This is a genomic window from Enterobacter sp. MGH120, assembly GCF_001037725.1.
Taxonomy (GTDB): Bacteria; Pseudomonadota; Gammaproteobacteria; order Enterobacterales; family Enterobacteriaceae; genus Enterobacter; species Enterobacter hormaechei_C.
Map to the genome: position 1 here is coordinate 1061520 of NZ_KQ089940.1, position 20809 is coordinate 1082328.

A 20809-nucleotide genomic window follows, 5' to 3' on the forward strand; every position below is an offset into this window, starting at 1 on the left:
ATGCATAGACCTCGCCTTCCGGCAAGGTCTCACTTACAACCACGAAGGTTGCCCGGCGACCGGATGCGGTTTTGCACGCATCGTAATGACGATCCACCGGCGAAGAAGTTACTCCCCTTTGCAGGTAACAAATTATGTCAGACCATCGGTTTCGTCAATGGTCTGCACGATTTCATTACACAGTTTTACGCGACGGCTTCCACATTCACGCCGTCTGCGGGGAAGATCACGCCAGTCTGTCGGCGGATCTCCGTTTGCAGCTTCGCCGTGGTGCGGCTGATCGCCAGCCCCGGGTGGTTCACTTCGTTGTCTTCTACCAGACGGGCGAAGACCTCTGCCTCATAGAGCATAGTGTTAATATGCTGAGGCTGCGTCAGCTCCTGCGCTTTGCCGCCGCGGGGAACGATGCTCAGCTTCTGGCATTCGGAGATTTTTTCGATCACCAGCGAGCCGTCTTCGCCCTGAATTTCGCTTGGCAGTACGGAGTCACTGACCTTCGAGTGCTGCAACGTCACGCTAAAATCACCGTAGTCCAGCACCACAACGCCGTGTGCATCCACGCCGCTCTCCAGCAGGCTGGCGGTGGCGGTTACGCCGTGCGGTTCACCCCACAGGGCGACCGCAGAGGCCAGGCAGTAAAAACCGATATCCATAATCGAGCCATTCGAGAAGGCCGGGTTAAAGGTGTTCGGGTTTTCGCCCTCCAGGTAGCGCTGGTAGCGCGAGGAATACTGGCAGTAGTTGATAAAGGCTTTACGCACTTTGCCAATTTTCGGCAGCGATTGCTGCAACAGCAGGAAGTTCGGCAGGCTGGCGGTTTTGAACGCTTCAAACAGTACCACCTGGTTTTCGCGGGCAAGCGCAATGGCGGCTTCCACTTCCTCAATATTCGAGGCGAGCGGCTTCTCGCAGATCACATGCTTTTTGTGGCTGAGGAACAGCTTCGTTTGCGGGAAGTGCAGAGAATTCGGGCTGGCGATATAGACCGCGTCAATGGCGTCGCTTTGCGCCATCTCATCGAGCGAGGTGAACAGATGTTCAACCAGGTAGTCATTCGCAAAACTCTGCGCCTGCTCAAGGCTGCGGGAATAGACTGCGGTGAGCTTATATTTGCCGGTTTCGTGGGCGGCGTCGACGAACTGGCGCGTGATCCAGTTCGTACCGATGACTGCGAAACGTATCATAAACGTTTACGTACTCCGTAGCAGGGAACCTAAAGCCACTGTAGCACGTCATCATGACATTTCGCGTGCGCTACTGCGCATTACTCTTTAACGATAAATGCGTCAGCCACAAACGGGTATCAAACTCCAGCTGGTGGTACTGCGGCTCCATATGGCAGCACAGGGAGTAGAACGCTTTGTCGTGCTCTTTCTCTTTCAGGTGCGCCAGCTCGTGCACCACGATCATCCGCAGAAAGGCTTCCGGCGCATTGCGAAAGACAGTCGCGACGCGGATCTCCGCTTTGGCCTTCAGCTTGCCGCCCTGTACGCGGGAGATGGCGGTATGCAGGCCGAGCGCGTTTTTCAGCACGTGGATCTTATTGTCGTACATCACCTTGTTGATCGGCGGGGCGCTCTTAAGATACTGGTTTTTCAGATCCTGCGTATACTGCCAGAGGGCTTTGTCAGTCGCGAAATCATGCGTGCCCGGGTAGCGTTTTTCCAGCACCGCGCCGAGCTTTCCCGCGGCAATCAGGTCACGAACCTGGGAAAGTAAATGCTCCGGATAGCCCTGGAGATAAGTCAGCTGGTTCATCAAAACCCCAAAATAGTGTGAAAACGGGTATACTCACGCACCCTTTTCAGGGATACGCCAAATTTTACCATTCAGGAGGGCCGATGAGCCACTTAGACAACGGTTTCCGTTCACTCAACCTTAAACGTTTCCCGGAAACGGACGACGTTAACCCGCTTCAGGCGTGGGAAGCGGCGGATGAATATCTGCTGCAACAGTTGGATGGGACTGAAATCAGCGGCCCGGTTCTGATCCTGAATGACGCGTTTGGCGCGCTGGCCTGCGCGCTGGCGGAACATGCGCCTTACAGTATCGGCGATTCTTACTTAAGCGAGCTGGCGACGCGTGAAAACCTGCGTCACAACGATATCGAAGAATCCAGCGTGAAGTTCCTCGACAGCACCGCGGACTACCCGCAGGCGCCGGGCGTGGTGCTGATTAAAGTGCCCAAAACCATGGCGCTGCTGGAGCAGCAGCTTCGCGCGCTGCGTAAGGTCGTGACGCCGGATACGCGTATTATCGCGGGTGCCAAAGCGCGCGATATTCACACCTCGACGCTGGAATTGTTCGAGAAAGTGCTCGGCCCGACCACCACTACGCTTGCCTGGAAAAAAGCGCGCCTGATCAACTGTACCTTCAGCGCACCGGCGCTGGCCGACGCGCCGGAGACGCTGAGCTGGAAACTGGAAGGTACCGACTGGACCATCCACAACCACGCGAACGTTTTCTCCCGCACCGGTCTGGATATCGGCGCACGCTTCTTTATGGAACACCTGCCGGAAAACCTGGAAGGGGAAATCGTTGATCTCGGCTGCGGTAACGGCGTGATTGGCCTGACGCTGCTGGCGAAGAACCCGGAGGCCAGCGTGGTGTTCAGCGACGAATCGCCAATGGCGGTGGCGTCCAGCCGTCTGAACGTGGAAACCAACCTGCCGGAGGCACTGGATCGCTGCGAGTTTATGATCAATAACGCGCTGTCGGGCGTAGAGCCTTTCCGCTTCAACGCGGTATTCTGTAACCCGCCGTTCCACCAGAAGCACGCCCTGACGGATAACGTCGCGTGGGAGATGTTCCACCACGCGCGCCGCTGCCTGAAAATCAACGGCGAGCTGTATATCGTGGCCAACCGCCACCTGGACTACTTCCACAAGCTGAAGAAGATTTTCGGCAACTGCGTCACCATTGCCACCAATAACAAATTCGTGGTGCTGAAATCGGTGAAGCTGGGACGTCGTCGGTAAGATCGCTTTGCCTGGCGGCGCTTCGCTTGCACAGGCCTACGGTTTCAAATGCCCGGTGGCGCTTCGCTTACCGGGCCTACGGGTCCGAGGCCATTGTAGGCCCGGTAAGCGAAGCGCCACCGGGCGATGCCGTTAAATACTCAGCGCCAGTTTTGTCCCCTGCGCAATTGCCCGCCGCGCATCCAGCTCCATCGCCACATCGCACCCGCCGATCAAATGCACCGTTTTTCCCGCCTCACGCAGCGGATCCGCCAGATCCCGCTTCGGCTCCTGCCCGGCGCACAAAATCACATGATCCACGCGCAGCAGTTGCGGTTCGCCGCCGATCAGCACGTGCAGCCCGTCGTCGTCGATCTTCTGGTAGCTCACCCCCGGGATCATCTTCACCCCGCGCGAGAGCAGGGTGGCGCGGTGGATCCAGCCCGTGGTTTTCCCCAGCCCTTCACCCGGCTTGCTGGCTTTACGCTGGAGCATCACGATCTGACGCGGGCTTTTCGGCAGCTGCGGACCTTCCGGGCGTAAACCACCGGACTGACTGAGGCTGGTATCAATGCCCCATTCCACGCAGAACTCAGCGATGTTCTGGCTGGTGGCTTCGCCCGGCTGGCTTAAATACATCGCGGTATCAAAACCGATCCCGCCGCAGCCGATGATCGCCACCTTCTCGCCAACCGGCGCTTTGTCCCTTAATACATCCAGATAGCTCAATACCTTCGGATGATCGATGCCTTCGATCGCTGGCGTGCGCGGGGCGATCCCACTCGCGAGGATCACCTCGTCGAAACCGATCAGATCCGCCGCGCTGACAAACTGTTTAAGCCGCAGATCGACGCCCGTCACCTCGATCATCCGGCGGTAATAGCGCAGCGTTTCGTAGAACTCCTCTTTGCCGGGGATCTGTCTGGCGATAGTAAACTGCCCGCCGATTTCCGCCAGCGCATCAAACAGCGTCACGCTGTGCCCGCGCGAGGCGGCATTGACTGCAAACGCCAGGCCCGCCGGCCCTGCACCCACCACGGCCAGACGCTTCTTGTTGACCGCAGGAACGATCGGCATTTTGGTTTCATGGCAGGCGCGGGGGTTAACGAGGCAGGAGGTGACCTTGCCGACGAAGATCTGATCCAGACACGCCTGGTTGCAGCCGATGCAGGTATTAATCTCGTCCGCACGGCCGCTTTGCGCTTTGGAGAGCAGTTCGGCATCCGCGAGGAACGGGCGTGCCATCGATACCATATCGGCATCGCCGCGGGAGATCACATCGTCCGCCACCTGCGGATCGTTAATGCGGTTGGTGGTGACCAGTGGAACGGAGACTTTGCCTTTCAGCTTGCGCGTTACCCAGCTGAACGCCGCGCGCGGCACCGGCGTAGCGATGGTCGGGATGCGCGCTTCGTGCCAGCCAATCCCGGTGTTGATGATGGTGGCGCCAGCGGCTTCAATCGCCTGCGCCAGCTGCACGGTTTCGTCGAACGTGCCGCCGCCCTCCACCAGGTCGAGCATCGACAGGCGGAAGATGATAATAAAATCCGCACCCGCACGTTCACGCACCGCACGCACCACCTCCACGGCAAAACGCATCCGGCGGGCATAGTCGCCACCCCATTCGTCGTCGCGCTGGTTGGTGCGGGCGGCGAGGAATTCGTTGATCAGGTAGCCTTCCGAGCCCATCACCTCCACCCCGTCGTAGCCCGCTTCCCGCGCCAGCGCCGCGCAGCGGGCAAAATCGTCTATCAGGGCCAGGATCTCGTCGTGGCTGAGGGCATGGGGCGTAAAGCGGTTAATCGGCGCCTGAATAGCCGAGGGGGCGACCAGGTTCGGCTGATAGCTGTAGCGCCCGGTATGCAGAATTTGCAGGGCGATTTTGCCACCCTCGCGGTGGACCGCGTCGGTCACAATGCGGTGGTGCGGCAGCTGTGACGCATCGTTCAACACCGCGCCGCCCTCCATCGTCACCCCGGAAGGTGCAGGGGCTACGCCGCCGGTGACAATCAGCGCCACCCCGTGGCGCGCGCGCTCGGCATAGAAGGCTGCCAGACGTTCAGCCCCGTCCGGACGCTCCTCCAGCCCGGTGTGCATCGAGCCCATCAACACGCGGTTTTTAAGGGTGGTAAACCCCAGATCGAGGGGGGCGAATAGCGACGGGTAGCGGCTCATAGTCTCTTCCAGTGTAAAATTATTGTTATGTGGTCGGATGAGTTACTAATTTAGCCAGCGGCAGCGGAAAGGTAAAAGCGGGATCGAATGATTGTGATAGATCTCAAAGAACTTCCCCGGTGGCGCTGCGCTTACCGGGGCTACAAACCGTAGGCCGGATAAGCGCAGCGCCATCCGGCGTATTTTACGGCGCCGCTGCGCGCACCAGCCCCGGTGCCTGCCACATCGACGTCGTCAGCCCGCTGTCCACCAGCCCCAGCTGGTCGGCATACACCGCCTGCCATTTCTGCATCATGCTGTCGTACAGTTCGCGGTGCTGCGGGTTCGGCGTGAACTCGCGGCTCCACTTCACCAGCCGCTCGCCCGTCGAAGCCATATCCGCAAACAACCCCGCGCCAGCACCTGCCGCAATCGCGCAACCCAGCGCCGTCGCTTCCTTCACTTCCGGCACGCGCACCGGCAGCCCGGTAACGTCGCTTAAAATCTGGCTCCACAGGGCGCCTTTGGCCCCGCCACCCGCAAACACCAGGCTCTCAAACGTCACGCCGGAGAAGCGCGAAATCTGCGCCAGGTTGCAGGCCGAGACGATGGCCGCGTTCTCTTCCAGCGCGCGGAACAGCGTCGCTTTGTTGCACTTTTCCGGGTCGATGGAGAGGTTAATAAACGACGGCGCTGCGTGATACCACTGCTTAAAATGCATCGCGTCGGAGAAGATCGGCATTACGCCGTGGGAGCCCGCCGGGACGCGGCTCGCCATCTCTTCGAGCAGGGAGTAGGTGTCCATTCCCATTCGTTCGGCAATCAGCTTCTCTTCGGCGCAGAAGGCGTCGCGGAACCAGCGCATGGTTAGCCCGGTAAAGAAGCTGATCGACTCCGCCTGCGCCATGCCGGGGATGACGTGCGGGTTTACGCGGATGTTCATCTCAGGGTCGGTGCGCACCTGCGGCAGATTCACCACCTGCTGCCAGAAGGTGCCGCCGAGAACCGCCGTTTGTCCGGCGCGGACCACGCCCAGCCCCAGACAGCCCAGCTGCACGTCGCCGCCGCCCATCACCACCGGTGTGCCTTCGCGCAGGCCGCTCTGCTGCGCGGCCTCTTTGGTGACAGCGCCCAGCACGGTGCCGGTCTCTTTCACCGGGGAGAGGATATCGGCGCGCAGCCCGGCCATGTCGAGCAGCGCCGGACGCCAGTCGCGGGAGAAGAGATCCAGCATGCCGGTGGTGCCCGCATTGGACGGATCGACCGCCAGCTCACCGGAGAGCTTCGCCGCCAGCCAGTCGCTGATCATGGTGATGGTGGCGGCTTTACGATAAATATCCGGACGATGGTGCGCCAGCCACAGCAGGCGCGGCATGGCGCTGAGGGCAAGCGTCTGGCCGGAAACATCATACACTTCGGATTCAAACCGGTAGTCGTGGATCTCTTTGAGTTCAGCCACCTCGCGGCTGGCGCGGGCGTCGACGTTGGCGCAGGCCCAGATAGCCTCGCCGTTGCGGTCGTACAGCACAATCCCTTCGCGCATCGAGCAGCAGGCGACGGACTGAATATCCGCCGCGCTCAGGCGTGCGCGCTCCAGCGCCTGATGAATACACCGGCAGGCCAGCCGCCAGTTGGTGTCGAGGTCGAACTCCATCGAGCCCGGCACGTTCTCCACGCTCAGGTGCTTCCACTCGGCCTGGCCAACGGCAATCTGGTTGCCCTGTAAATCAAAAATCACGGCGCGAACGCTGCCTGTCCCTGCATCTAACGCTAAAAGGTAACTCATGAGCTTGCCTCGTGTCAGGCGCAGGGCTGCTCTTATCCGGCCAGAGCCAGCACCGCGCGGGCTGTCGTCTCTTCCGTCACCAGGCCATTAATACGGCGACCTTTCAGTGCGGCATAAATCGCATCGGCTTTCTCTTCCCCTCCGGCCACGCCTACGATGGTGGGCAGCTGCGCCAGTTCATCGAGCGTGACGCCCAGTAATTCTTTGTGGATCTCCAGCTCCTCAACGCATTCCCCTTCGGCATTAAGGAAATAGCCAAGGATATCGCCCACCGCGCCTTTACGGGCGTACATCAGCTGTTCACCTTCGCTGATATAGCCGGAGCGCAGTATCGTTGCATCGCGGCGCTGGTTTACCGAGCCAATCCCGACCACCGCCACGTCAGCCGCGGTGGCGGCGAGGATCACGTCCCGCACGCTGGTTTCGCGCTTTAAGATCCCGGCGACTTCAGCGGATGACACGCGAAGCGGGGCGGGGATCATGCTGACGCTACAGGCTGCATCCAGCTGGCCGATACCGGTCATATACGGCCCGACGCCGCCGGAGAGCGTCACCAGGCGGATCTGCTGCGAGCTGATAAAGCCGCTTAAGTGTTGCAGACTGCTCATGGTGGTTTCACCGAAGCCCACCGCTAACAGCTGGCCGGGTTGCAGTACGCCCATCAGCGACTGTGCCGCGCCAATGCCCAGCCGCACGTTCATCGGCGGCGTATTCAGGGCGGGCATCACGCGCACCAGCTTCAGGCCAAATCGTTGTTGCAGCTCGGTTTCCAGCGCCAGGCAGCCCTCGTAGCGGGAGTTGATCTGCACGCGGATCACCCCGGACTGACGGCCTTTCTCCAGCAGGCGGGAGATCTTCAGGCGCGGCAGCCCGAGCCGTTCGCCGATGTCGTTCTGGGTCAGCCCGTCGTGGTAGTAGCACCAGGCCACGCGCGCCACCAGCTCCTCTTCCGCCAGTGCCAGCCCGGCAAACCGTCCTTCTTCCGCAGTGCGTTTATCGCTCATAATTGAACTCTTATAAAAATTTAGATCATATGTTCGTGATGGTGCGACGTGAAAATGTGAGCCACGCGACAAAACGGATCTTTTCGATCGTTTCCGCTTTATCTGAATCTCAATCGATAAAACTGTGATCCCTGCACGGTTGTAAATATAGTTCACCGTCTACGCTTTTGAACATTATTAAATCTAAAAATCATTTGTTCAATAGCGGAGCGATGATGACACCACTTCTCGACGCGCGTGATATCAGCAAGCAGTTTTCAGGCGTACCGGTCTTAAAAGGCATTGATTTTACGCTGCTTGCGGGGCAGGTGCATGCGCTGATGGGCGGTAACGGCGCGGGAAAATCGACGCTGATGAAGATCATCGCCGGGGTAGAAACCCCGGATAGCGGTGAACTTTCGGTGGCGGGTGAGTCTTTTGCACGGCTTACCCCGGCGCAGGCGCACAGGTTAGGCATTTATCTGGTGCCGCAGGAGCCGCTGCTATTTCCCAACCTGACGGTGCGGGAAAACATCCTGTTTCGTCTGCCGCGAGAGCGCGATCGGGAAAAACGCCTGGCGGAAAAACTCCGGCAGCTGCAATGCCAGCTTAACCTCGACGCTACCGCCAGCACCCTCGAGGTGGCGGACCAGCAGATGGTGGAGATCCTGCGCGGGCTGATGCGCAACGCCAGAATTCTGATCCTTGATGAACCCACGGCCTCGCTGACGCCCGGTGAAACCGAACGGCTGTTTCGCCAGATCCGCGCCTTGCAGGATCTTGGCGTCGGGATTGTTTTTATCTCGCATAAGCTGCCGGAGATTCGACAGCTGGCGAGTCACGTCTCAGTGATGCGCGACGGCGCGGTGGTGCTCAGCGGCGAAACTGCGCATTTTGACGATAACGCCCTGATCGCCGCCATGACGCCTGTAAGCCGGGAAGCATCCCTGAGCGATACGCAAAAGCTGTGGCTGGCGCTGCCGGGCAACCGCCGCACCCAGGCGCAGGATTTTCCCGTGCTGCGCGTGGAAGCGCTCACCGGGGAGGGCTTTATCGATCTCAGCCTTGAGATTTACGCCGGGGAGATTGTCGGTCTGGCCGGGCTGGTGGGGTCCGGGCGCACCGAGTTTGCCGAAACGCTCTACGGCCTGCGTCCGGTTCGCGGCGGGCGGGTGTGGCTGGAGAGCCAGGAGATCACCGCCGATCCGGTCAGTTCACGCCTGCAAAAAGGGCTGGTCTATCTGCCGGAAGACAGGCAGGTGTCCGGCCTGTTTCTCGACGCGCCGATCCGCTGGAACACCGTGGCGCTGAACGAGCCGTCGCTCTGGCAGCAGCGAAAGCGGGAGTCTGCGGTAGTGGAACGCTATCACCGGGCGCTGGGGATCAAGCTCAACCATGCGGATCAAACCGTGCGCACGCTCTCCGGTGGTAATCAGCAGAAGGTGCTGCTGGCGCGCTGTCTTGAGGCCAATCCGCTGCTGCTGATCGTCGATGAACCGACGCGCGGCGTGGACGTATCGGCGCGCGCTGATATTTATCAGCTGCTGAAAAGCGTGGCGGCGCAGAACGTGGCGGTGCTGATGATCTCAAGCGATCTCGATGAGTTTCCCGGCCTCGCGGATCGGGTGCTGGTAATGCACCAGGGCGTACTCAGCGGCGAGCTGCCGCGCCAGGCCGTCAGCCTCGACCGGATGATGGCGCTGGCGTTTGGAGGGCAATCATGAAGATCTTACTGAAAAACCGCGAGCTGAGCGCATTTCTCGCCATTCTGGCGCTCTTTGCCGTGCTGGTGGCGCTGAACCCGTCCTACCTGAGCTTACAGACGCTGGGGATGATATTCGCCAGCTCGCAGATCTTGATCCTGCTGGCTATCGGCGCGGCGCTGGTGATGCTGACCCGCAATATTGACGTCTCCGTCGGCTCCACCGTCGGGCTTTCCGCTATTGCCGTCGGCGTGGCGCTGAACGGCGGCTACAGCCTGCCCGTTTCCATTCTCTTCGCGCTGTCGCTCGGCGCGCTGGCGGGGGCGTTCAACGGTTTTCTGGTGGTGGGCCTGCGCATTCCGGCGATTGTCGCCACCCTCGGCACGCTGGGGCTGTATCGTGGGGCGATGCTGCTGTGGACCGGCGGGAAGTGGATAGAAGGGCTGCCGCCGGGGCTGAAATCTCTCTCTGAGCCCGCCGCCGTCGGCATTTCGCCGCTCGGCATACTGGTGTTGATTATCGCGGCCATCGGCGCGTGGACGCTGTCGCGCACCGCCTTTGGACGTGATTTTTACGCCGTGGGGGATAACCTCGCCGCCGCGCGCCAGCTGGGCGTGGCGGTGAACCGCACCCGCATGATCGCCTTTACCCTCAACGGCATGCTGGCGGCCTGCGCCGGGATTGTGTTTGCCGCGCAGATTGGCTTTGTGCCCAACCAGACCGGCAGCGGGCTGGAGATGAAAGCCATCGCCGCCTGCGTGCTCGGTGGCATTTCACTGCTGGGCGGCACGGGCACGCTGATCGGTGCTCTGCTGGGAGCATTCTTCCTCACCCAAATCGATACCGTGCTGGTGCTGTTCCGGCTCCCGGCCTGGTGGAACGACTTTATCGCCGGGCTGGTGCTGCTGGGTGTGCTGGTGCTCGACGGGCGGCTGCGTCAGGCGCTCTCACGGCATCAGCGGGCGCTGAAATACAGCCGTTTCCAGCCGGGTAACAAAGGGGGAAAGCACGTTACCCCGTTTCCCAAACGCAAAAAAGAGGTGGCGTAAATGAGGCTTAACTGGGAAAGCGCGCTGCTGATTTTACTGGTGCTGGAGATCCTGCTCTTCGGCGCCATCAACCCGCGCATGCTTGATATCAACATGCTGATGTTCAGCACCAGCGACTTTATCTGCATTGGCATCGTGGCGCTGCCGCTTACGCTTGTGATTATCAGCGGCGGGATCGATATTTCCCTCGGCTCAACCATCGGCCTGTGCGCCATCGCGCTGGGGGTGATGATGCAGGCAGGGTGGCCGATGGCGGTTGCCATCCCTCTGACGCTGCTGCTCGGCCTGCTGTGCGGGCTGGTGAATGCGGCGCTGATCCACTACACCGGCATCAGCCCGTTGGTCATTACCCTCGGCACGCTCTACCTCTACGGCGGCGGGGCGCTGCTGCTCTCCGGCATGGCGGGGGCGACGGGCTACGAGGGGATCGGCGGCTTCCCGGATGGCTTCACGGCGTTCGCTAACCTCACGGTGGTGGGCCTGCCGATCCCGCTGGTGCTGTTCGCGGTGATTACCGCTTTCTTCTGGCTGATTACCCACCGCGGGCGCTTTGGTCGGCATCTGTTTTTGATTGGGCAGAACCCGCGCGCGGCGCGCTATGCGGCGCTGTCGGTGAACGGCATGCCGTATGCGCTGTACGGCCTGGTGGGGGTAGCCTCGGCGGTTGCCGCCCTGGTGATGGTTTCCTATTTCGGTTCCGCGCGCTCGGATCTGGGGCGCGATTTACTCATGCCCGCGCTCACCGCCGCCGTACTCGGCGGGGCAAATATCTACGGCGGGTCAGGTTCGGTTGTCGGTACGGCGCTGGCGGCGCTGCTGGTGGGGTACCTGCAACAGGGTTTACAGATGGTCGGCATCCCCAACCAGGTGTCGAGCGCGCTGTCAGGGGCGCTGCTGGTTGTGGTGGTGATGGGACGTTCGCTGAGTCTGCACCGCGAATGGGTGCGTTCTCTCTTCAGAAAACTATCCGGAGCGTAAGATGAAAACAAAACTATTCGTCCTGGCAATGGCCCTCAGCTTCGCTTCGGCGCAGGCGGCGGACCGCATTGCCTTTATCCCGAAACTGGTAGGCGTGGGATTCTTCACCAGCGGCGGCAACGGCGCGAAAGAGGCGGGGAAAGATCTCGGCGTGGACGTGACCTACGACGGCCCGACCGAGCCGAGCGTCTCCGGCCAGGTGCAGCTGATCAATAACTTCGTCAACCAGGGCTATAACGCCATTATCGTCTCCGCCGTGTCGCCGGACGGCCTCTGCCCGGCACTGAAGCGCGCGATGCAGCGCGGAGTCAAGGTCCTGACCTGGGATTCCGACACCAAACCGGAGTGCCGCAGCATCTACATCAACCAGGGAACGCCGGAGCAGCTCGGCGGCCTGCTGGTGGAGATGGCGGGCAAACAGGTCACCAAACCGAACGCGAAAGTGGCGTTCTTCTACTCCAGCCCGACCGTTACCGACCAGAACCAGTGGGTGAAAGAGGCAAAGGCCAAAATCGAGAAAGATCATCCTCAGTGGCAGGTCGTCACCACCCAGTTTGGCTATAACGATGCCACCAAATCTCTGCAAACCGCCGAAGGGATCTTAAAAGCGTATCCGGATCTGGATGCGATCATCGCCCCGGACGCCAACGCCCTGCCAGCCGCGGCACAGGCGGCGGAAAACCTGAAACGGGAAGGGGTGGCGATTGTCGGCTTCAGCACGCCGAACGTGATGCGCCCGTACGTTGAGCGCGGCACGGTGAAAGCCTTCGGCCTGTGGGATGTGGTGCAACAGGGCAAAATTGCGGTCAATGTCGCCGATCGTTTACTGAAAAAAGGCGATCTAAACCCTGGCGACAGCGTCGACGTGAAAGATATCGGGACGCTGAAGGTCGAGCCGAACAGCGTGCAGGGCTACCAGTATGAGGCGAAGGGCAACGGCATCGTGCTGCTGCCGGAGCGGGTGGTGTTCACCAAAGAGAACATCAACAAATACGATTTCTGACGGGGGAGCAAATGGCTGATTTAGATGACATCAAAGACGGCAAGGATTTTGGCATCGGCACGCCGCAGCAGAATGTGCCGTACACCCTGAAGGGCTGCGGCTCGCTGGACTGGGGCATGCAGTCGAGGCTTGCGCGCATCTTCAACCCACAGAGCAACCGCACGGTGATGCTGGCCTTTGACCACGGCTACTTTCAGGGGCCGACCACCGGTCTTGAGCGTATCGACCTCTCCATCGCGCCGCTGTTTGGTGAGACCGACGTGCTGATGTGTACCCGCGGCATCCTCAGGAGCCAGGTACCTGCCGCGACGAACAAACCGGTGGTGCTGCGCGCCTCCGGCGGTAACTCGATTCTGGGCGAGCTGTCCAACGAGTGCGTGGCGGTGGCGATGGAGGACGCCCTGCGCCTGAACGTCTGCGCGGTGGCGGCGCAGGTGTATATCGGCAGCGAATTTGAACATCAGTCGATCAACAACATCATCAAGCTGGTGGACGCGGGGGCGCGCTACGGCATGCCGACGCTGGCGGTGACGGGCGTCGGCAAGGAGATGGCGCGCGACGCGCGCTATTTCTCGCTGGCCAGCCGCATCGCGGCCGAAATGGGGGCGCAGTTCGTCAAAACCTACTACGTGGACGAGGGCTTTGAAAAAGTGACCGCCAGCTGCCCGGTGCCGATTGTGATCGCCGGGGGCAAAAAGCTGCCCGAGCACGAGGCGCTGGAGATGTGCTGGCGGGCGATTGACCAGGGGGCGTCCGGCGTGGACATGGGGCGGAATATCTTCCAGTCCAGCGCGCCACTCGCCATGCTGAAAGCGGTGAAGAAAGTGGTTCACGAGAACATGAGCGCCCGGGAGGCGTTTCAGTTCTGGCAGGAAGAGAAACAGGGAGAAGCAAAATGAACGTGACGCTGGTGGAGATTAATATTAAACCCGAGCGGGTAGACGAGTTTCTGGAGGTATTTCGCGCCAACCACGAGGGGGCGATCAAGGAGCCGGGCAACCTGCGCTTTGACGTATTGCAGGATCCAAGGGTGAAAACCCGCTTCTTTATCTACGAAGCCTATAAGGACGAAGAGGCAGTGCTGGCGCATAAGCAAACCCCGCACTATCTGGCGTGCGTGGACAAGCTTGAGGAATTGATGTCGGAGCCGCGCAAAAAACGCAGTTTTGTCGGGTTGTTGCCGGAGTAGCGGCTTTGCCCGGTGGCGCTGCGCTTACCGGGCCTACGGGGGCGAGATGGTGCGGTATTTGCCCGGTGGCGCTGCGCTTACCGGGCCTACGGGGGATGGTGCGATGTTTGCCCGGTGGCGCTGCGCTTACCGGGCCTACATATGCAGTATTTGTAGGCCGGGTAAGCGAAGCGCCACCCGGCGTTGTTCACGCCAGCTCCAGCAACTGAATACGCGCCGTCGCGCCCGGCATCAGCTTTTGCAGATTGCTCACCAGCTCATCGCCAGCTTCCTGTAATGCCGCCAGCGGCATCGACGGCAGGCTTTCGAGAATAAACCACATGGACTGCGCCTGACTGTCCAGACGCGTGCGTACCCCCTGTCGCCAGTTCCAGCGGCGGCAGGTGACGCCGAGATCGTCACGCCAGATAACTTCGCCTGGCTCCGGATTTTCTACAACCGGCTCACCTTCTTTAAAGGTATCAAACGGCTCGCTGCCGTCGGCCAGCGTCAGGCGCGGCGCTCCCGAGTAAGCCGCCAGATTTTCTCCCCCTACCGGAATAGCGTAGCGGATACTGATGGCATTATAGATATCCACCACCGGGTCGAGCGGCGGCAGCGAATCGTCTCTCATCACGCGCTTGCGCAGGGCCGAGGCCGAGCAGGGCGTACGTTTGGGTTTTGCACCAAAGGCTTTAAACACCTCATCCCAGGCGGCGAGATGATTTTCTGCCCAGGGCACATCATCATTGAGCATCTGCTGGCAGGCCTGCGCCAGCGCAGCGGGCGCAACCTCCGGTTGGGTAATCGGGGCAGCTTCAACCAGAATGCTCAGCGCCCGAAAGCCGGGCGCGATCCCGACAAGTCGCGAATCTATTGACGGTGTTAGAAGAGACATAAATAATCCTGTATTGACTGTTTTATACCATGGTAGTGACCAATGACTGATAAAGTCAATATAATGACCGATGCGGGCGCCGATGTCGCCCAGGTAAGCCTGGCCGTGGCGAACCGTATCCGCAGCTGGCGGAAAGAGAAAAAGCTGTCGCTGGACGAGCTTTCCCGCCGCGCCAGCGTCAGCAAAGGCATGCTGGTGGAGATCGAAAAAGGGGCTGCCAACCCCAGCATTGCCATTCTGTGCAAACTGGCCGCCGCGCTTGGCGTCTCGGTGGCAGACATCGTTAACGTCTCCAGCGAGCCGCAGGTACACATTATTCAGGAAGAGGCGATCCCGGTTCTGTGGCAGGGCGCACAGGGCGGTTATGCCAGATTGCTGGCAGGCACCGCAGGCCCGGACATGATTGAGCTGTGGCAGTGGGAGATGCATCCGGGAGAGACTTTCACCTCTCCGGGACATCCCGCGGGAACGTTTGAGCTGCTGCACGTGAACGAAGGCATATTAACCCTGACGGTGGACGAGACGGTGGTACAGGTTAATGCTGGCGCGTCGGCGGTAGCGAAAACGGAAGCGGCGCACGGCTATGCCAATGAGGGAGAAAAAGTGCTGCGCTTTACCATGACGGTAGCGGAGTTTCACCGCTAGTGTCGGTCCGCTGCCAGGATACCCCCGCGAGCAATTATTTCACCGTGCGGGCGATCGAGGGCAATATCCGCCCCTCGTCGCTCAGCGACTGCCAGGTGAGCTGGCACCTGACAGTCCCTTTACACCAGTCCGTTCGTCGCTGGCTCAGAGGGGCGACAACGCCGGCGTTATCCACCCGCGTTCCGTTAACGGAAAGCTGATACAGCGTAACGTAATAAGGCGACGGGTTTTCAACCGTCAGCCCGTCGGCGGTCAGCTGCCAGCGTAGCTGACGATAGGCCAGCGCCGGTTCGCCCTGAATCCCCTCCGGGCGATAGATAAACTTCATGCTGGAACGTACCGCCATCTGAACGTTATCGCTGTGACGCTGGCTGGCCGGAATGGAGGCAATGCTTAGCGTGAAAAGCGTTTCGCGATCGGCAGGAAGCGGCGCATCGGCGCGAAACAGACGGATCTTATTCTCACGTCCGGGCTGGAGTGCAAAAAGTGGCGGCGTCGCGGTAAACCACGCGGTGGCCGCTTCGGGGGGCTGCTGCGCCCCCGGCCATCGGCCGCCGCGATAAATTTTTGTGCCAATCAGATACGGCAGCGAGGACTTATTGCGCACGGTGACGCTGATAGCGCGCTGATCCTGAGGATAAACAAACCGCGTGCCGCCAATCACCACCCCGGCCTGAGCAGGCAAGAGCCAGAAAGACGCGGCGGTCAGCAGGGCTATCCCCGCTTTTTTCAGCAGGCTGGCCTCACGCATAGGTCAGCACAAAGGTGGCGGCAGCGTTAGCCACCCCCGGCGTAACGGCGTTCGTCACGGCGAGGTAGCGGGCGTAAAAATGCAGCGCCAGGGTGGTCTGGTCATTGCTTAGCGCGAACGGCAGGCTTTCATCCCCCATGGCGATCAGCGATTTATCAGGATTATAGAGGCCGATAGCCACGCCGGTTGCATAGTCCGGCCCGCCGGTCAGGGCCAGCAGATCGCTATTGTTACCGTCCGGCGTGCCTTCAAAATGGGTGCTGACGGCGGATAACCCGGCGCCGCAGGCTTCAAGGTTAATAGTGAACGGCTCATAGGGCGTTTCGTTTTTTTGCCCGGCCAGCTGGCGGGCCGCCACATCATGCATCTCCACTACCAGCTGTTCCGAGCCGGGGGAGACAATACAGGTTTTGCCTTTCACCACGCCGGTAATATAGACCGTGCCGTCATGGGCGAGCGTCTTGCCTGACAACAGCAGCGCGCAACAGATAAATAACCTGTTCAGGATCGTCATTCTGTCTCCTTACTGGTAAAGCAGATCGAAATACATCACGGCGGTGGCGTTGCCGGTGGTGACCGTCGGCAGCGTATATTTATAGCGCAGGAAGAAGGTCAGCGTGTTATCGCCCGGCAGCAGGGGATATAGCGGCGACTCGGTATTATTGATCGGGACAGACGCCCGCGCGCTGTCGAGCAGTTCGACTGCCAGTCCGGTCGCCATCATGTGCTGCGTCCCTTTTCCCGTATCTGAGAGGGCAAGCAGCGTGGGATCGTTGGCGTCCGCGTCGCCGGTAAACCAGACGGTCGTGCCGCCGATTGCGCGGGTGCAGTTTTTGAGCGTGATGGCAAACTGCTTTTCCGGTGTCGTGGCGCCCACGCGCGGAAATTCCTCTGTCGTAAATTCACCCAGGTCGATCGTTTGCTCTGCGCTGTTAGTATCGACGTTACAGGATTCCCCAACGATGGTGCCGATAAACTGCACGTTAAAGCTTGTGTCGTCAGCCTTCACCAGCGGCGGGTTTAACAGGGCCACGCTCAGCCATACGGTGTTTTTCCATGAAATGGTCATTACGCTTCCTCAGGCGAAATCAATGCGTAACAGCGCCAGCGCCCTGAAGACGCCCACCTCTGGCGACTGCCCGGTGGTGCTGATGGGGTAGGCTTGCAGCGTCACGTCCGCGCGTCCTGACATATCCGTGGTAAAGGGGACGCTGCTTGAGAACACGTTTGGCCGCAGGATCTCGCCCTGCGGGCTGGTCACGACGACGGCCACGTCCGGGTTATCCGTCGCCAGCGCGTTGGCGAAACGAGCGTCTGCCGTCCCCTGTACCCGCAGGGTGAGCTGCGCCGGTGAGTTGACATCAGCGTTGCATTCGATCGGCACGGTAAAGGTTTTTGGCGCTACGCTGTCGGGTCGCTGTCCGGCCTGGGTGAAATCGCCGTGGTAGAGTGCCCCAAAATCGACGGTGACGGTTTGCCCGGCGTTAATCACGCAGTTTTGCGGGACGGTTATTACGCCGCTGTAGGTGATCTGATAAACGATTACGGTGGGCCGGTCATTTTCCGTCGTGGTGACATAGACGTTAAACATCAGTTTCGGCGGGATCACGACCGAGCCGATGAACGGCCTGACAATCTGTATTTTGAAGGTCAGATTGCTGTCGTTCACCGGGAAGACGCCGCCCGTATCCACCTCTTCGTGCCCCCCCATGTGGACATACTCCACCGGCGGATAAAAATCGCCGATGGTGGCATCATGGATTTTCATCGCACCGATAATATAATCCGGATCAAGCTGTAAATATTTCCACTCGCCTTCCGTTTTGACCACGGGGAAAGGTGAGATATAGGTACGATAGGTGCGCTTCTCCCAGTTGCCTGGGGGACAGGTGGCGTTGACGTGGATATCCTGGGTTCGGTTCAGCTCTGTACCGTTGTCCTTGATGTTTTGATCCGTGGTGAGCGTGGTGGTCAGATCGTAATTCACCATGGAAATTCCGCCGTTAGCGTTTTTGCACGTTGCGGCCAGGCTGCTCAGCGAAAAAAGTAGCCCAGCGGCAGAGAGAAGCATCATCCTTAATTTCATTTATGAACACTCCATGGTGATCCGCAGCAGCGGCTGTTTGCTTTCAGGTAAGTGGTAGTTGGCCGTACAGCGCTTATCCGCCCCTTCTCCCCATTGCGCCTTCAACACTCCCTTTTGGCTCAGGCCGGAGAGGTAGGTTTCGCCTTCTTCGCCTACGATGGTGTCGCTGCCGTTATCGTCGCGGGAAACCATGGCGCCAAACGGCACCGGCTTGCCGTGGTAGCGCAGCGTTACCAGCGCGCGTGCGCCCAGACGGGCGTTAAACGTGGCGCGCACGATGGCGCCGTGGGTCGGCACCACGCTGGTGACGGCATCATCGATATCCATGGCGTCTGAGAGGGAGTTAATGTCCAGCGCCATCCTGTTCAGATGGTAGGCCGAGGCGTAAGGCACCACCGCATAGCCGCGTCCGTCGGTATGGATACCGGGTTCATTCTCGACGCTGACGTCCGCTGCGCCCGGTACGGCAATCAGCACGTTGGTATCACCCAGTGGCTGGCTTAAGGTGATGCCGTTGCGGTGGGCTACCACGCCTCCGCTCAGGCCGTAGGTCACTTCCCGATAATCGCCGTTATCGCTGTAGTTGTAGCCCAGGCTGGCGTTGCCGTAGGCGGCATCGTATTCCAGACTGGCGGAACCTTGCGAGCCAGCCCCCTGGCTGGCATAACCTTCCTGCACGCTGTAGTTAAGGTTGTTCTCCGCCAGCAGCGTGCCGTTAATCCCCGCGTTCTGAGATGTTTCTCCATGTTTATTGGCGCTCATGCCGTAGGTGGCATAGGCGTAGTTCCGCTTCTGACTGACGTCATTGGCAGGTGAAAGCCACTGGCTAAGCGGGAAGGAAAGGTTAATCGCATAAATCTCATCGCTATCCGACATGCCCGGCGATTTGTTGTAGTTGTAGGTCAGGCTGTATGAGATCCCGGCCCAGGTACCGCTGTATCCCACCTGGACGAGCGTGTTTTTGTCGTCCGTGTGCCAGTAGCTCTGCTGGCTTCCGGTCACGAACAGCGAGCCGAGCCCGCCTAGCTGCTGCGAAATATTGAATTGAAGCTTGCCGCGTTTAGTCCAGTTGAGGTTGTAGTAGTCCAGCCAGTTCATGGCCTCATTCGCGTCATCCTGCTCCGCATCGCCCGTATAGCCCTGCATATGTGTGTAGGTTGTCTCATCCAGGTTATAGAACCCGGACGTGGAGTAGCGGTAGCCCAGCAGCTGGAAGTTCGTACCCATCTTGTTGAGGGATTTGGCATACAGGAAACGAAGAGACTGCCCCGTATGGCTGGTGTCGTCGGCCAGCGTACTGCGCGCGTGGGTAACGTCGAAAGAGACGGCGCCAAAGTTGCCCATATTGAGGCCAGCGCCAAGAGCCAGCGCGTAATAATCGCCGGAAAGCTGTGAGCCGCCATAGACGGTTACGCCCTGCGGTAGCCCCCAAATCAGCGTGCCCTGGGCAAAATTCACCTCGTCCTGCTGACCGTTATTGCTGCGGTACTGTGCCGCCGTCAGGGCATACTTCACCCGCCCTTCGCGCTGGAGGAGCGGTACGGCGGAGTAAGGAACGGAATAGCGGGAGATACTGCCGTCCGTCTCCTTCACTTCTACCGTGAGGTCGCCGCTGGAGGAGGTTGGGAAGAGATCGTTAATGGCGAAGGCGCCGGGCGGAACGTAGCTCTGGTAAAGACTATAGCCGTTCTGCTTGATGGTGACCTGCGCGTTGCTTTTGGCAATCCCGCGAATGGTGGGCGCAAAGCCTTTCATGCTGTCTGGCAGCATGTTGTCGTCCGAGGCGATCTGCGCGCCGCGAAAGGGAAGGCTGTCGAAAATTTCCGACGAGGTATAGCTATCGCCCACCGTCAGTCTGCCCTTTAGCGGAATCACCGTCCGCTCAAGATAGGTGTTGATATGTTCCCATTCGCTATGGCGGTTCTCGTCGCTGTTATAGTAGTTCCACGTCGAGTAGTCCCGCAGACGCCACGCACCAAGATTCACCCCGCTGTTCAGGCCGAGGAAATAGCTTTTGTGGGTTGTGCCGTTTTCGCTGCGATCGCGGCTGTATGAGCCGCTAAAGTTATAGTTCAGCAGCAGAGCGTTAATACCTTCATCCCACTGCTCTGGCGGGATATAGCCGCGCGCGTTGTTGCGTAATGCGGCCTGCGGAATGCTGATTTCCAGACGCTGCTGTTCGAAATTAAAGAGAGTGGCAGCGGCCGGAATAATGGCGGCAATGGCCACGCAGCTGTCGGCTTTCGCGGCGGCCAGCGCCGGGAATGCCTGAACGTTGACGCCCAGGTTTTCATACGCTTTGGGCGTCAGGCAGGCCATTAGCCCCGTGTCGTCGCCCTGTACGGCTCCGTCCGTTACGGTTCTGGCGATAAAGTTGATATCGCGGGTGGTGACAAATGTTCCATTCAGCCAGAGATCCACGCGATAGACGCCCGGCGCCTGGCCATTTGTTGAAAAACGGGAGAGATCCGCCACGGCGGAAGGATCGCTCGACAAAAATGCCGGGTTAAAAAAATACTCCGCGCGCACGGTGATGGACGAAAGGAGTCCCGCAATCGTCAACGCCAGCGGCGTTAGCGACGCTCTGACGAGCGCGTAAAATCTTCGTGGCTGAACACGCTTCATGTCTTCCCTTACCTGCGAGGCTT

At 59.9% G+C, this 20809-nt stretch carries 19 protein-coding genes; 8 read left to right on the plus strand and 11 right to left on the minus strand.

Annotated elements, in window-relative coordinates:
* Positions 1 to 185: 185 nt before the first annotated feature.
* Both SK54_RS05030 and SK54_RS05035 read right to left on the minus strand, forming a co-directional pair.
* Entirely contained in the window at positions 186 to 1184 is a 999-nt protein-coding gene (locus SK54_RS05030; protein WP_048246829.1) for a Gfo/Idh/MocA family protein, read from the minus strand.
* A 70-nt stretch (positions 1185 to 1254) separates the two neighbouring features.
* Complete coding sequence (locus SK54_RS05035) at positions 1255 to 1758, minus strand: YgjP-like metallopeptidase domain-containing protein (RefSeq protein ID WP_003862622.1); 504 nt, start codon at positions 1756 to 1758, stop codon at positions 1255 to 1257.
* A gap of 83 nt (positions 1759 to 1841) precedes the next feature.
* Between SK54_RS05035 and rlmG the strand changes: the two genes are divergently transcribed.
* Entirely contained in the window at positions 1842 to 2978 is a 1137-nt protein-coding gene (rlmG, locus tag SK54_RS05040) for a 23S rRNA (guanine(1835)-N(2))-methyltransferase RlmG (RefSeq protein WP_015571936.1), read from the plus strand.
* Between the two features lie 132 nt (positions 2979 to 3110).
* Here the strand turns inward: rlmG and SK54_RS05045 are convergent, their stop codons facing one another.
* The 3 genes from SK54_RS05045 to lsrR form a co-directional block, all read right to left on the minus strand.
* On the minus strand, positions 3111 to 5132 hold the full coding sequence (locus SK54_RS05045) for an NADPH-dependent 2,4-dienoyl-CoA reductase (protein WP_040118135.1): 2022 nt from the start codon (positions 5130 to 5132) through the stop codon (positions 3111 to 3113).
* A gap of 184 nt (positions 5133 to 5316) precedes the next feature.
* Entirely contained in the window at positions 5317 to 6897 is a 1581-nt protein-coding gene (gene lsrK / locus SK54_RS05050) for an autoinducer-2 kinase (RefSeq protein ID WP_048246831.1), read from the minus strand.
* 32 nt (positions 6898 to 6929) lie between these two features.
* Positions 6930 to 7901 (minus strand): transcriptional regulator LsrR, encoded by a 972-nt coding sequence (gene lsrR, locus SK54_RS05055; RefSeq protein ID WP_015571933.1) that lies wholly within the window; start codon positions 7899 to 7901, stop codon positions 6930 to 6932.
* 215 nt (positions 7902 to 8116) lie between these two features.
* On the opposite strand from lsrR, the gene lsrA reads away from it, so the two are divergent.
* The 6 genes from lsrA to lsrG are packed head-to-tail and all read left to right on the plus strand — an operon-like array spanning position 8117 to position 13802.
* On the plus strand, positions 8117 to 9604 hold the full coding sequence (lsrA, locus tag SK54_RS05060) for an autoinducer 2 ABC transporter ATP-binding protein LsrA (RefSeq protein ID WP_032655185.1): 1488 nt from the start codon (positions 8117 to 8119) through the stop codon (positions 9602 to 9604).
* On the plus strand, positions 9601 to 10632 hold the full coding sequence (lsrC, locus tag SK54_RS05065) for an autoinducer 2 ABC transporter permease LsrC (RefSeq protein ID WP_048246834.1): 1032 nt from the start codon (positions 9601 to 9603) through the stop codon (positions 10630 to 10632). Before lsrA ends, lsrC begins: the two co-directional genes overlap by 4 nt.
* The gene (gene lsrD, locus SK54_RS05070) at positions 10633 to 11610 is read left to right on the plus strand and encodes an autoinducer 2 ABC transporter permease LsrD (protein WP_048246835.1); all 978 of its coding nucleotides are present in this window, start codon (positions 10633 to 10635) and stop codon (positions 11608 to 11610) included. It abuts the gene before it with no gap.
* Between the two features lies 1 nt (position 11611).
* Complete coding sequence (gene lsrB, locus SK54_RS05075) at positions 11612 to 12613, plus strand: autoinducer 2 ABC transporter substrate-binding protein LsrB (RefSeq protein ID WP_017382416.1); 1002 nt, start codon at positions 11612 to 11614, stop codon at positions 12611 to 12613.
* An 11-nt stretch (positions 12614 to 12624) separates the two neighbouring features.
* The gene (gene lsrF, locus SK54_RS05080) at positions 12625 to 13512 is read left to right on the plus strand and encodes a 3-hydroxy-5-phosphonooxypentane-2,4-dione thiolase (protein WP_006812055.1); all 888 of its coding nucleotides are present in this window, start codon (positions 12625 to 12627) and stop codon (positions 13510 to 13512) included.
* Positions 13509 to 13802, plus strand: a complete 294-nt coding sequence (lsrG, locus tag SK54_RS05085; protein WP_003862606.1) for a (4S)-4-hydroxy-5-phosphonooxypentane-2,3-dione isomerase — start codon at positions 13509 to 13511, stop codon at positions 13800 to 13802. Before lsrF ends, lsrG begins: the two co-directional genes overlap by 4 nt.
* 187 nt (positions 13803 to 13989) lie before the next feature.
* Here lsrG and SK54_RS05090 read toward each other — a convergent pair whose 3' ends face one another.
* The gene (locus SK54_RS05090) at positions 13990 to 14679 is read right to left on the minus strand and encodes a B3/B4 domain-containing protein (RefSeq protein ID WP_048246837.1); all 690 of its coding nucleotides are present in this window, start codon (positions 14677 to 14679) and stop codon (positions 13990 to 13992) included.
* 42 nt (positions 14680 to 14721) lie between these two features.
* Between SK54_RS05090 and SK54_RS05095 the strand changes: the two genes are divergently transcribed.
* The gene (locus tag SK54_RS05095) at positions 14722 to 15324 is read left to right on the plus strand and encodes a helix-turn-helix domain-containing protein (protein ID WP_017692633.1); all 603 of its coding nucleotides are present in this window, start codon (positions 14722 to 14724) and stop codon (positions 15322 to 15324) included.
* A 34-nt stretch (positions 15325 to 15358) separates the two neighbouring features.
* On the opposite strand, the gene SK54_RS05100 is transcribed toward SK54_RS05095, so the two are convergent.
* From SK54_RS05100 to SK54_RS05120, 5 genes are read right to left on the minus strand one after another with little or no spacing between them, the layout of a single operon-like run.
* Positions 15359 to 16075 carry a fimbria/pilus periplasmic chaperone gene (locus tag SK54_RS05100; protein WP_017692634.1) on the minus strand — a complete coding sequence of 239 codons (717 nt, stop codon included), beginning with the start codon at positions 16073 to 16075 and terminating at the stop codon, positions 15359 to 15361.
* Entirely contained in the window at positions 16068 to 16589 is a 522-nt protein-coding gene (locus SK54_RS05105; protein WP_017692635.1) for a fimbrial protein, read from the minus strand. Before SK54_RS05105 ends, SK54_RS05100 begins: the two co-directional genes overlap by 8 nt.
* 9 nt (positions 16590 to 16598) lie before the next feature.
* Positions 16599 to 17144, minus strand: a complete 546-nt coding sequence (locus SK54_RS05110; protein WP_053070153.1) for a fimbrial protein — start codon at positions 17142 to 17144, stop codon at positions 16599 to 16601.
* Between the two features lie 9 nt (positions 17145 to 17153).
* Positions 17154 to 18161, minus strand: coding sequence for a fimbrial protein (locus SK54_RS05115; protein WP_048246840.1), 1008 nt, complete (start codon positions 18159 to 18161; stop codon positions 17154 to 17156).
* On the minus strand, positions 18162 to 20786 hold the full coding sequence (locus SK54_RS05120) for a fimbrial biogenesis usher protein (protein WP_048246843.1): 2625 nt from the start codon (positions 20784 to 20786) through the stop codon (positions 18162 to 18164).
* Positions 20787 to 20809: the final 23 nt, after the last annotated feature.

Excerpts from the sequence above, each read along its gene's own strand:
- SK54_RS05030 (WP_048246829.1), bottom strand. The coding sequence starts at position 1,184 with ATGATACGTTTCGCAGTCATCGGTACGAACTGGATCACGCGCCAGTTC.
- SK54_RS05035 (WP_003862622.1), bottom strand. The coding sequence starts at position 1,758 with ATGAACCAGCTGACTTATCTCCAGGGCTATCCGGAGCATTTACTTTCC.
- rlmG (WP_015571936.1), top strand. The coding sequence starts at position 1,842 with ATGAGCCACTTAGACAACGGTTTCCGTTCACTCAACCTTAAACGTTTC.
- SK54_RS05045 (WP_040118135.1), bottom strand. The coding sequence starts at position 5,132 with ATGAGCCGCTACCCGTCGCTATTCGCCCCCCTCGATCTGGGGTTTACC.
- lsrK (WP_048246831.1), bottom strand. The coding sequence starts at position 6,897 with ATGAGTTACCTTTTAGCGTTAGATGCAGGGACAGGCAGCGTTCGCGCC.
- lsrR (WP_015571933.1), bottom strand. The coding sequence starts at position 7,901 with ATGAGCGATAAACGCACTGCGGAAGAAGGACGGTTTGCCGGGCTGGCA.
- lsrA (WP_032655185.1), top strand. The coding sequence starts at position 8,117 with ATGACACCACTTCTCGACGCGCGTGATATCAGCAAGCAGTTTTCAGGC.
- lsrC (WP_048246834.1), top strand. The coding sequence starts at position 9,601 with ATGAAGATCTTACTGAAAAACCGCGAGCTGAGCGCATTTCTCGCCATT.
- lsrD (WP_048246835.1), top strand. The coding sequence starts at position 10,633 with ATGAGGCTTAACTGGGAAAGCGCGCTGCTGATTTTACTGGTGCTGGAG.
- lsrB (WP_017382416.1), top strand. The coding sequence starts at position 11,612 with ATGAAAACAAAACTATTCGTCCTGGCAATGGCCCTCAGCTTCGCTTCG.
- lsrF (WP_006812055.1), top strand. The coding sequence starts at position 12,625 with ATGGCTGATTTAGATGACATCAAAGACGGCAAGGATTTTGGCATCGGC.
- lsrG (WP_003862606.1), top strand. The coding sequence starts at position 13,509 with ATGAACGTGACGCTGGTGGAGATTAATATTAAACCCGAGCGGGTAGAC.
- SK54_RS05090 (WP_048246837.1), bottom strand. The coding sequence starts at position 14,679 with ATGTCTCTTCTAACACCGTCAATAGATTCGCGACTTGTCGGGATCGCG.
- SK54_RS05095 (WP_017692633.1), top strand. The coding sequence starts at position 14,722 with ATGACTGATAAAGTCAATATAATGACCGATGCGGGCGCCGATGTCGCC.
- SK54_RS05100 (WP_017692634.1), bottom strand. The coding sequence starts at position 16,075 with ATGCGTGAGGCCAGCCTGCTGAAAAAAGCGGGGATAGCCCTGCTGACC.
- SK54_RS05105 (WP_017692635.1), bottom strand. The coding sequence starts at position 16,589 with ATGACGATCCTGAACAGGTTATTTATCTGTTGCGCGCTGCTGTTGTCA.
- SK54_RS05110 (WP_053070153.1), bottom strand. The coding sequence starts at position 17,144 with ATGACCATTTCATGGAAAAACACCGTATGGCTGAGCGTGGCCCTGTTA.
- SK54_RS05115 (WP_048246840.1), bottom strand. The coding sequence starts at position 18,161 with ATGAAATTAAGGATGATGCTTCTCTCTGCCGCTGGGCTACTTTTTTCG.
- SK54_RS05120 (WP_048246843.1), bottom strand. The coding sequence starts at position 20,786 with ATGAAGCGTGTTCAGCCACGAAGATTTTACGCGCTCGTCAGAGCGTCG.